This window comes from Emticicia sp. MM, assembly GCF_001649495.1.
On the sequence record NZ_LXHX01000060.1, the window covers coordinates 1 to 10,707 of the forward strand.

Here is a 10,707-nt window from a genome sequence, read left to right on the forward strand (position 1 = left end):
TTGATAGGCCGATTGGTTTATGAACTTATGAAAATGCTCATTTAATTAGTTTTTATTGGTTTATAATATTGGATTATCTATCTTTATTAAATCCTATATCAAACATATTAACCTTTTGTTACTATTTGTCCTCTATTTTTTTTAATCTATTCTTTATGAAAAGTAAGAGTTCGCCAAAGTAGTGTAGGAAGTCTAAATTTATTACAATTAAGTACAAAATTTAGTGGTTTTATGGTTTATTAATTAGAAAAGAAATTTGCCACTTACTTAATCTAGCACTTTATGTTGTTTTATTTTAAGGAAATTGCGTGTTTTTAATTAAATTGCGGGTGAATTAATTTACAACCAACCTCTGAAATAAAAGTGACTCTCGAAGACGTAAGAAAAGATATTGATAAAATTGACGACCAATTATTGGTGCTTCTCAACCAAAGAATGAAGCTCGTACATAAAGTAGGAGAGATTAAACGTTCAACAAAGGCCATTATTTATCGACCCGAGCGTGAGAAGCAAATTTTAGACAGAATGAATGCTCAAAACGATGGCCCCTTGAATAAAGAGGCAATTGAAGCTATTTATTTAGAAATTTTTGCTGCTGCTAGAAATATAGAATTGCCCGAAAGAGTTGCTTATCTTGGTCCAGAAGGTAGTTTTACACATCAAGCTGCCGAAAGTAGATTTGGGGCCATGAGTGAGTACATGACCTTGCCTACAATCAAGTCTGTTTTTGAAGCGGTTGATACAGGTCGTGCCAAATTCGGAGTAATTCCAATTGAGAATAATCAAGAAGGTATTGTATATGAGACAGTAGATTTACTCAATGAAATGAATGTAAATATTGCTGCTGAATTGAAAATTCCAGTTCATTTTGCATTAGCTACTGAAGCTGAAAATCCTTCGAAAATCAAGCGTATTTATTCAAAAGATATTGCTTTTCGTCAGTGTAGAGGCTTTTTAAATAAGTATTTTGAACAGACTCATCCTGAAGAAATTCAAGTTGAATCTACTTCAAAAGCTGCAAAATTAGCAGCCGAAGACCCTGAGAGTGCCGCTATTTGCTCTGAAATAGCAGCAAAGCTTTTTGCATTGCCTGTATTATTTAATAATATTGAAGATAATAGCCAGAATAGAACTCGTTTCTTTATTTTGGCCAAAAACTTTGTCAATGCTAAGAGTGAAAATGATAAAACGACAATTATAGCAAGATTACCTGATACTGATAAACCAGGTGTTTTGGCCAACTTTCTTCAAGACTTCAAAAAGTCAGGAATCAACTTAACAAAAATTGAAAGCCGCCCATACAAAGGAGATGAAGATTTTAATTTTTGGTTTTTTATTGAATTAGAAGGTTTTTATCAAGATGAAAATGTAGAAAAAGTCTTCAAAAAATACAAAAATGCAATTAAATGGTTGGGTAGTTATGTAAGAAACACCTAATAATTAATAAAAATGGGAAGATGAAATTTCATCTTCCCATTTTTTTATAGATTTTATCAGTAAAAACTATTGTGAGTATTTATTTATCATTCTCTAATTACTCATTTCTTTCGAAAAATTGCCGCAAGAGCAATAATAACCCAAACTATATTTACTGCTACTGAGGGGTAAGCATTATGAGCGTAAGTATTGATAATAAAGCATATTCCGCCGATTAAATTGGCTAGTATGTAGCGTATATCTTTCGCATCAAGTTTGCCTTGAATGTTAAAAAAATAAGAGCCTACAATAAGTACCGAGCCTATCCATCCGATTATTTCAATTATTAAAGACATTCAGTTATGTTGTTGTTGGTAAAATTTATGATTAATTCAAGAGCCTAAAATAACTTTAGATTTTTCTCTGTCGGCTAGAATTTGGGATTTTAATTCATCTAAACCATTGAATTTTTGTTCAGGTCTGATATAGTCAATTATTTCTACAGTTACCGTTTCACCATAGATATCATCATCAAAATCGAAAATATTTACTTCTTGAGTTCGTCCAATTCCTTCAACTGTTGGTCGATTTCCAATGTTCATCATACCTTCATGCCATTGATTTCTAAAAAAAGTTCGTACGGCATAAACACCATTTGAAGGTATTAATTTATAATATTCAGAAACCTGCACATTGGCTGTTGGAAATCCAATTGTTCGTCCTAATTGTCTTCCTTTAACAACTATTCCAGTAAAACTATAGTTTCGACCTAATAAGTCATTGGCAGATTTTACTTCGCCGTTTAGCAAAGATTGACGAATTTTTGTGGAACTAATTGTAAGGTTATCAATTTCTTGACGAGGGATTTCTTCAATTTCAATATGAAAAAAATCTGAATTTGCTTTTAGATAGTCGAATCCACCTTCACGATTTCTTCCAAATCTATGGTCATATCCAATAACAAGTTTTTGAGTACCAATTCTTTTTAGAAGAATCTCTTTTACATATTCTTCCGAACTCAATTCTGAAAATTCACGAGTAAATGGAATCATTAGTAGATGGTCAACTCCTTGATTTTCGAGTAGTTCTATTTTTTCATCTATTGTTGTAAGCAGTTTTAAATCTTGGCTATCCTTTGAAACAACGATTCTTGGATGAGGCCAAAAAGTAATCACTACCGATTCTCCTTTTGTCTTTTCGGCGGTTTCTCTTAGAATTTGTAAAATTTTCTGATGTCCACGGTGCACACCATCAAAAGTACCACTGGTTACAATGGCTTTTTTTAATGGTTCAAAATCTGCTAAATTATAATATACTTTCACTGTTGTTTGTTCAAATTTTCGATTTTACTGAGTTTTTCGGGCAAACTTTCTAAGAACTGCTCAATTGTAAGTGAATTTTCAATCTTAAACTCGCCAATACGAGTTCTTCTAAGTGAACTCATGTAAGCCCCTGATTGAAGTAGTTTTCCGAAATCTCTTACTAAACTTCTAATATATGTACCTTTCGAACACACAATTCTAAAAGAAATTTCAGGAAAATTGGTAGAATCTACTTCAAACTCCTTGATTTCTACTTGTCGGGGTTTAATAATGACTTCCTGCCCTTTTCGTGCTGATTCATAGGCTCTTTTACCATCAATTTTAATTGCCGAATGAGCAGGCGGAATTTGTTCAATATTACCAGAAAGTTGTTTTACAACCTCGTTTATAGTTTTGCTATTAATGTGTTCTATTGGGTATTCTGCATCAAACTCAGTTTCTAAGTCAATAGATGGCGTTGTTTTTCCCAATACTAAAGTGCCTGTATATTCTTTCTCTTGTGCCTGAAAAGTATCAATTTGCTTGGTCATTTTTCCGGTACACAAAATGAGTAAGCCAGTTGCTAATGGATCGAGAGTTCCTGCATGACCAACCTTTTTATATTTACCAGCCCACCTTACCTTATTCACAACATCGAATGATGTCCATTTCAAAGGTTTATCAATCAAAATTACTTCATTTCTTTCGTCTGTCATATTACATGTAAATCATAACCAGCGGCTAAAAGGCCTAGAATAATTAATCCTACAATGATTCTATAATAACCAAATACTTTAAAACCATACTTTTGTAAGTAGCTGATAAAGAATCTAATAGCAATCATTGCTACAATAAATGCTACAATATTTCCAACCAATAAAAGTTGTATTTCATTTTCTGAAAATGAAAGTGTGCCTGTTTTAAATCCCTTTAATAATTTGTAAGCGGATGCCGCAAACATTGTTGGTACAGCCAAAAAGAACGAAAATTCGGCAGAATCTTTTCTTGAAAGGCCTTGAAACATTCCCCCAATGATTGTTGCGGCTGAGCGAGAAACTCCAGGAATCATCGCGATACATTGAAATAAACCAATCTGTACTGCTTCAATGTAGGTAATATTTTCTTTGCTTGCTCTTTTTTCAAAAAATTTATCAATGAAAAGTAGAATGACTCCACCTAATACTAACATGATAGCTACAACCGCAACACTTTCGAGTAGTTGGTCAATAAAATCATTGAGAATAAATCCTATAATTGCAGCAGGAATAAATGCTGCCAATAGTTTTTTATAAAATTCAAATGATTGAAAAAAACGTTTCCAATACAACACTACCACCGAAAGAATGGCACCAAACTGAATATTTACCTCGAATGCTTTTGTAAAATCAAGCTCACTTATACCCATCAATGATGAGCCAATAATCATGTGTCCAGTTGAGCTTATTGGAAGATACTCCGTAATACCTTCAATGATAGCAAGAATTATTGCTTCGATAAAATTCATGGTTGATTAAAGTTTAGAGGGTAAAAAATGCGAAAACTGATAGTATGAAGTTTAGCCATTGGTTTCGATTAACCATCTAGATAAACTTTTGACTACCAGTTCTTTAGATAAGATTATTTATTTTTATTTATTTTTTTTTGAAAATTGTTAAAAATTGGAATAGGAACCCAACAAATGCTATGGCTGGTCCAAGCGTTATTCCGAGGAAACCGAATCCAAATTCTTCTTTATCGAGAGTCATTATAAAAAAACCAATAATCAATAAAGCAATTCCAATTAGCATAAATGTATAATTCCCTTTTCCAAATGGAAGTGCGTTTTGTTCGTTATTCTCAGAATTGTTTGTAGTATTTTTCATTTTCTTAATTTGTTTCTTTATTAATATGTTAATATAAATCTTCTAAATCAGTACGCAAATAACGATACATAGATTGGAATGTACTTAATAAGCCAATTAAAATGCCCAATAAAATTACAAACCCACAAAGGATAGCTAGTTTGTAAAAGCTTTGTAGTACAACTAAATTTTCGATTTCTCTGATAGCAATTTGCTCGACTAAAATTAATAACCCACAGGCCAATATCCCAGAAATTAAACCTTGGATTAAGCCACGGCCTAAGAAGGGTTTTTGTATGAACCAATCGGTTGCACCAACTAACTGCATACTTCTGATGATAAATCTTTGGGAATATAGGGCTAATCTAATGGTGTTATTAATAAGTAGAACAATAGAAATTAGTAGTACTGATACAATGGAAGCGATAATTAGGTAAGCTTTATTGGCATTTTTATTAATGCTATCGACAAAATCTTTGGCATAATCTGCTTCAAAAATGCCCGGTATTTGTTCGAGGTCAGCTTTAATTTTTGCTAATTCGTTTTCGTTAAAGTATTCCTCTTTAATTTTTAAACTATAAGCATCTCGATATGGATTTTCGCCTAATATAGATTTGTAATCTTCTTTTGTTTCTTTTAAAACTTTTTCGGCTGCACTTTCCTTTGAAATAAACGTTATTTGAGGAGTTTGTTCAGAGTATGCCAAGTATGGTTTTTTTGAAATAAAGTATTTTACTGAATCTTTTTGTGTTTGTGTTAAAGACTTATCAAGGTAAACTTGTACTTCAATATTTTGCTTAATATACAATACCAACTGCTTTGAAGTTAGAGCAATCCAGCCACTAAATGCAATTAAAAATAATGCGGCTGTTAGGCTAATTATAATAAGCATACTTGGATAACTCCCTAATTTTCGATTATTTTTTTGCATAGTTAATCAGACTCGTTTTTATACTTGTCTGCAAAGATAAGCGATGTTGTATAAAATATGCAGAATTTAATGATTTTTAACAGCCTTTTCACAAAACTTATACGGCTTCACTTTTCCAGCGAGCTATTCGTTCAGGCATATTCTGTTCAATGATATTTTTTACAACTTCTGTAATTTCTTCAACTGTTGCATCTGGTGAGAAGTGAATTGGCTCTTTAAATTTAACCTTTAGTTCGGTATTTCTTTTCTTATAACTAAGCCCTGATTTATTAAATGCTCTTCTAAAGCCATCAATTACTACCGGTACAACAATTGGATTGTTATCTTTAATAATGTGTGCCGTACCTTTTCTGATAGGAGCGTATGGGCTGGTAGTACCTTGTGGAAAACTTACAACCCACCCAAATTTTAAACCTTTTGCAACATTTTCTCCAGCTGAGGTATCTAAAGTTCGTTTTACATTTTCTCCTTTAGCTCTCCAAGAGCGTTCAACTAAAATTGCTCCTGCTAAACTGAAAATCTTTGGAAGGAAACCATCTTTCATGGTTTCGCTAGCGGCTACATAAAAAGTTCTGGCTCTTGGGGCAAATAAGGCGATTGGAAGTACTCTGTTTCTAAAACCCCATTTAACTGAGCAGAAAATATGATAAAATGTTATTACATCTGCGAAATATGTTTGGTGGTTTGAGATGAAATAAACGTTTTGATTGGGGAGTTTTTCTAAGTATTCAGCACCCTCCACTTTTAATTGATTGGCAACGGCAATACGCCAATAAGTTGGTATTCCTGCAACAAGTATAATGATTCGCTTTAATATTAGCCAATTACCAAAGGGGTCACGCTCAAAAATGCCAAAAATATCAATGTACGACACATACCGAAAAAAAGGATTTGGGTCGTTGTTGGGAATTGGTAAAAAATTTTTCAGTACACTAATCATCCTCTAGTAATTTACTTTTATTGGTTTAGGTAGTTCGTTTGCAGATGTTAAGTTATACAAAAAATCTTACTTTTTCATTATTATCAACAAAAAAGATGTAATATTCTTTGAAAATATATAAAAAAAGCGTCAATTTCAATTGAAACTAACGCTTTTTGAATTATATAGATTGTAGGAAATAATTAGTTTCTTTTGCTAATTTCATCTCTGATTTTAGCCGCTTTTTCATATTCTTCTTGAGCTAATGCATCTTCTAGCATTTTATTTAACTCATCTAATGTGAAATCTTTTAAGCCACTTTTTACTTGTTTTTGAGGACGTGTTTTTGAAGGTTCTACCAACTCTTCCGCTTCTTGTTCATCTGCATCAGATGCTTCCGTTGTGGTGATTCCTGCTTCTGAAAGTATTTGATTAGTTGTATAAATTGGAACTTGGAATCTTAGACCAATGGCAATTGCATCCGATGGACGTGCATCAACTGTTTTTTGTCTTATACCGTCAGTACAAACAATTTTCGCAAAGAAGATACCTTCTCTAAGGTCTGAAATTAAGATTTCTTCTACTGTAAAATCGAATGCTCGGGCAAAAGATTTGAATAAGTCGTGTGTCATTGGTCGATTTGGAGTAATATGCTCCATTTCAATTGCGATTGCTTGAGCTTCAAACATTCCAATGATAATTGGTAATCGGCGATTTCCATTTTCTTCCGATAATACCAAAGCAAACGAGCCAGTTTGAGATTGACTCGGCGATAGTCCTAATATTTCGAGTTTTATTTTTTCCACGGTGCAAATATAAATAAAACTTAGCTTTTTAGTAGTTTAAAATTTTGTTTTTAAGTATATGAAATAATAAACTAAAATCTGTTCAATTAGTTTCAATTAAAATTACTATTCCTTTTGAATCAAATTAAATACGTTTAGTTTTTCAACACAATAAAACATTGAAATTTTAAAAGAGTGGGAGAGAACAAAAATTTACAAAAAAGAATACTTTAATGCTATGCCAGAAGCTGGGAATGCTCTTAAACCTAAGCCTGAAATGCTTTCTTTCACGAAGTAAATGCTGCATTTTATTGATGCAAATTATAGATTGGTTTCGGTGGAAACTGGAGAAATAAGTCCTTTGGTTTTGGAGAATCAAAAAAACAACTCAAAAATCTAAAGAGAACAAAACGAAGTTAGTTATGGCTGATATGACTTTGTCATTAAAAAGTAAAGAAATAAATGAAACTGTAAAATTATTTGGTAGATTCAAAATGACTAATAGAATGGCTCTTGCAAATGCTTTGAACACCAAACCCATCACAGTGGAACTGTCTATATTGGATTAGAAGTAGCTAAATATCCACAAGAAAAACAAAAAAGAGCGGTCTTTTAACCGCTCTTTTATTAAGATTATTTTGAAGCTAATACTGCTTTAGTCAATTTTGGTAAAACTTCAAAAACATCACCAACAATTCCATAGTCGGCGGCCTTGAAGAATGGAGCTTCTGGGTCTTTATTGATTACTACAATAACTTTTGATGAATTAACCCCAGCTAAATGTTGAATTGCTCCCGAAATGCCACAAGCAATATATAAGTTTGGAGAAACTTTCACACCTGTTTGTCCAACATGTTCGTGGTGAGGTCTCCAATCAAGGTCAGAAACTGGTTTCGAACAAGCGGTTGCGGCACCCAAAGCATCTGCCAAATCTAATAAAGGCTGCCATTGGTCTGGACCTTTCATTCCTCGTCCTCCTGAAACAACTAAGTCGGCTTCTGGTAAAGAAATAGTTCCTGTAGCCTTAATTGTTTCTGTAACTTTGGCTGTAAAAAGGTTATCAGACAATGCTGGTGATATGCTTTCAACCGTTGCACTATTGCTGCTTTCGGTCGGAGCGACAACATTTTTCTTGATAGCCAAAATCTTCACATCCCCATTTACATTTACATCAGCAAATGCTTTTCCTGTAAAAATACTAACTTTCACTTTAAAGCCATTGCTCAGGTCTGGTAATTCAGTAACATTTCCTACAACAGCCGCTTTTAAAGCACCAGCAGCTCGTGCAGTTACGGCATCAGCAAAAGATGATTTAGCCGCTATTACAATTTTTGTTCCCGTACTTTTCACAGTTTCGGCCAAAACACTTGCGTAGGCCATGCTATTTGGGTTAGATAATTTTGCATCATTGGCGTGTAAAACTTTGCTTGCTCCGTAATTTCCTGCTTTGGCTAGTTCAGCAGCATCAGCAGTACCGATTGCAAGTGCAGTAGCTGTTGTTCCCATCATTTCAGCTACTTTTGAACCGTAATAAACGGCTTCAAGTGATGATTTTTTGATTGCTCCATCGGCAATCTCAGTGAATATGAGTATCATTATAGTTCTAAGTTTTGAGTTCTGAGTTCTGAGTGAAAGTTTGAGTCAAAAACTCAGAACTTTAAACTCAGAACTCAGAACTAATTTATAATACTTTAGCTTCCGTTCTTAGTAAGTCGATTAATTTTTCAGCTTCTTCCGCAGGAATCATTTTACATGCACCTTTTGGAGCTGGTAAACTATATTTTTCAGTATTTGTCAGTGCTGCACCAGCCGCTGGAATTACTTTTAGTGGTTTTGTACGGGCTGTCATGATACCTCTCATGTTTGGAATTTTCCATTCTGCAATTGGTTCTTGACATCCTAAAACTAATGGTAATGAAGCAGTCAGTTTTTCTTTGCCACCCTCAATTTCACGTGTTATACTCGCTTCTGAACCATTGATATCTAATTGCATTACTGGTGAGAACGAGGCAATTCCAAGCATTTCACCAACAATACCATGTACAACACCCGAGTTGTAATCGCTACTTTCACGACCCATCAATACCAAATCATAAGCACCTTCTTTCGCAACTGCTGCAATTTGTTCTGCAACAAAATAAGAATCAGTTGGTTCAACATCAACTCTTATTGCATCATCAGCACCAATAGCCAAAGCTTTTCTAATTTGTGGTTCGGCATCTGCTCCACCAACATTTAACACAGTAATACTTCCACCTTGTTGTTCTTTTAGTTCAACTGCACGGGCTAAAGCATAATCATCGTAAGGCCCGATGATGTAAGTTACACCAGCTTTGTTTAGCTTTGTGTCGTTTTCTGTAAATGAAATTTTTGAGGTTGTGTCGGGTACGCTCGAAATACAAACTAATATTTTCATAATTTTAGGCTCCCAACCCCTAAAGGGAGATTTTATTTATTGTATGCTTTTAGGGGTGCTGAAAAGCATATTTATATAATTATCTGAAAATCAATGCACTTGAAAACATTTTATTATTTATAAAAATAAGTAAATAATAGTATGCGTGCATAACATTATGCAAATCTAAATTAAAGTAATATTCAATGCAAGAAGAACGCTTAAAAATTTTATTAAAGTATTTAGAAGAGGAGCCGAACGAGCCTTTTAACATTTATGCCATTGCAATGGAATATATCAATCGGGACATTCAAAAGGCTAAGTATTACCTTGAGATTTTATTAAACGAGCATCCAGATTATGTCCCAACCTATTATCATGCAGCGGCGGTATATGTTGAATTGGAAGATTATATAAAAGCCGAACAAACTTATTTGTTAGGCATAGAAAAAGCTCATCAACAGCAATCAAAGAAAGCCTATGATGAGCTCAAAAGGGCATACAGAATGTTTCTTGATGAAATGGATTGACGTTATTGTGTTTATTCAGTATTGTTCAAGAATTTATTAGTAATACAACTCGTTTGCTTCTTCGGTTTTGTTTTTACCAAATAAGGCACGAAATGTATTAGTCATATAAAGCATATCTAATACTTTACTTTTTGCCTGACGCATGATATATGTATGGTTGTTGTTTCTGATTTGTTCATCAAAATGATTGAGTACTAAAGCCATACAATCTTGATTATCAGTAAAGTCATCAATGATATACATTAAGAAACGATTTTCAAGTTGTGAGTCTGAAAAGTAGAATGCTACGTGTAGGTCTTGCCCAACTAGGAAGGTAGCAGTTTTGTTTGTATCAAAGGATTTGAACATTTCACCATGGTCAACTAAGCAATCAATAATTGCTACATCATCACTAACAATGCGTAAGGTTGGCTGGATATTCATAACTATATTTTTTTTAATTTTCCGAATAATATTTTGTTCTTGTATCAAACATAACGAAAAAATCTAAAAAAAATTCAATATAGTTTAAGTATTTCTTGGAATAGTATAATTTTTAAAATTTAAAAAGTAGAAAATTTGGTTTAAAAATTGAGTATAAGTACTTATA

13 protein-coding genes are annotated in these 10,707 nt (G+C 33.2%); 2 read left to right on the forward strand and 11 right to left on the reverse strand.

Going from position 1 to position 10,707, the window contains the following annotated elements:
- Positions 1–363 precede the first annotated feature (363 nt).
- Complete coding sequence (gene pheA / locus A6M55_RS07685) at positions 364–1,437, forward strand: prephenate dehydratase (protein ID WP_064197130.1); 1,074 nt, start codon at positions 364–366, stop codon at positions 1,435–1,437.
- Between the two features lie 101 nt (positions 1,438–1,538).
- On the opposite strand, the gene A6M55_RS07690 is transcribed toward pheA, so the two are convergent.
- The 10 genes from A6M55_RS07690 to A6M55_RS07735 all read right to left on the reverse strand — a co-directional run bounded on the left by A6M55_RS07690 (position 1,539) and on the right by A6M55_RS07735 (position 9,609).
- Positions 1,539–1,772 (reverse strand): CBU_0592 family membrane protein, encoded by a 234-nt coding sequence (locus A6M55_RS07690; RefSeq protein ID WP_015030774.1) that lies wholly within the window; start codon positions 1,770–1,772, stop codon positions 1,539–1,541.
- 36 nt (positions 1,773–1,808) lie between these two features.
- Positions 1,809–2,738, reverse strand: coding sequence for a bifunctional riboflavin kinase/FAD synthetase (locus A6M55_RS07695; RefSeq protein ID WP_064197131.1), 930 nt, complete (start codon positions 2,736–2,738; stop codon positions 1,809–1,811).
- Positions 2,735–3,433 (reverse strand): tRNA pseudouridine(55) synthase TruB, encoded by a 699-nt coding sequence (truB, locus tag A6M55_RS07700; protein ID WP_015030776.1) that lies wholly within the window; start codon positions 3,431–3,433, stop codon positions 2,735–2,737. Before truB ends, A6M55_RS07695 begins: the two co-directional genes overlap by 4 nt.
- Complete coding sequence (locus A6M55_RS07705; RefSeq protein WP_015030777.1) at positions 3,430–4,221, reverse strand: undecaprenyl-diphosphate phosphatase; 792 nt, start codon at positions 4,219–4,221, stop codon at positions 3,430–3,432. The genes truB and A6M55_RS07705 overlap by 4 nt, the downstream gene beginning before the upstream one ends.
- Positions 4,222–4,348: 127 nt before the next feature.
- Positions 4,349–4,579: a DUF3098 domain-containing protein gene (locus tag A6M55_RS07710; protein WP_015030778.1), complete on the reverse strand. Its 231-nt coding sequence runs from the start codon at positions 4,577–4,579 to the stop codon at positions 4,349–4,351.
- Positions 4,580–4,607: 28 nt separating this feature from the next.
- Positions 4,608–5,489, reverse strand: coding sequence for an ABC transporter permease (locus A6M55_RS07715; RefSeq protein WP_064197132.1), 882 nt, complete (start codon positions 5,487–5,489; stop codon positions 4,608–4,610).
- A 97-nt stretch (positions 5,490–5,586) separates the two neighbouring features.
- On the reverse strand, positions 5,587–6,429 hold the full coding sequence (locus tag A6M55_RS07720) for a 1-acyl-sn-glycerol-3-phosphate acyltransferase (RefSeq protein ID WP_015030780.1): 843 nt from the start codon (positions 6,427–6,429) through the stop codon (positions 5,587–5,589).
- Between the two features lie 182 nt (positions 6,430–6,611).
- Positions 6,612–7,214: a bifunctional nuclease family protein gene (locus tag A6M55_RS07725; RefSeq protein WP_015030781.1), complete on the reverse strand. Its 603-nt coding sequence runs from the start codon at positions 7,212–7,214 to the stop codon at positions 6,612–6,614.
- Between the two features lie 612 nt (positions 7,215–7,826).
- Positions 7,827–8,792 (reverse strand): electron transfer flavoprotein subunit alpha/FixB family protein, encoded by a 966-nt coding sequence (locus A6M55_RS07730; RefSeq protein ID WP_064197133.1) that lies wholly within the window; start codon positions 8,790–8,792, stop codon positions 7,827–7,829.
- 82 nt (positions 8,793–8,874) lie between these two features.
- Complete coding sequence (locus tag A6M55_RS07735; protein WP_015030783.1) at positions 8,875–9,609, reverse strand: electron transfer flavoprotein subunit beta/FixA family protein; 735 nt, start codon at positions 9,607–9,609, stop codon at positions 8,875–8,877.
- A 185-nt stretch (positions 9,610–9,794) separates the two neighbouring features.
- Between A6M55_RS07735 and A6M55_RS07740 the strand changes: the two genes are divergently transcribed.
- Entirely contained in the window at positions 9,795–10,118 is a 324-nt protein-coding gene (locus A6M55_RS07740; protein ID WP_064197134.1) for a hypothetical protein, read from the forward strand.
- A 36-nt stretch (positions 10,119–10,154) separates the two neighbouring features.
- On the opposite strand, the gene A6M55_RS07745 is transcribed toward A6M55_RS07740, so the two are convergent.
- Entirely contained in the window at positions 10,155–10,541 is a 387-nt protein-coding gene (locus A6M55_RS07745; RefSeq protein ID WP_015030785.1) for a hypothetical protein, read from the reverse strand.
- Positions 10,542–10,707: the final 166 nt, after the last annotated feature.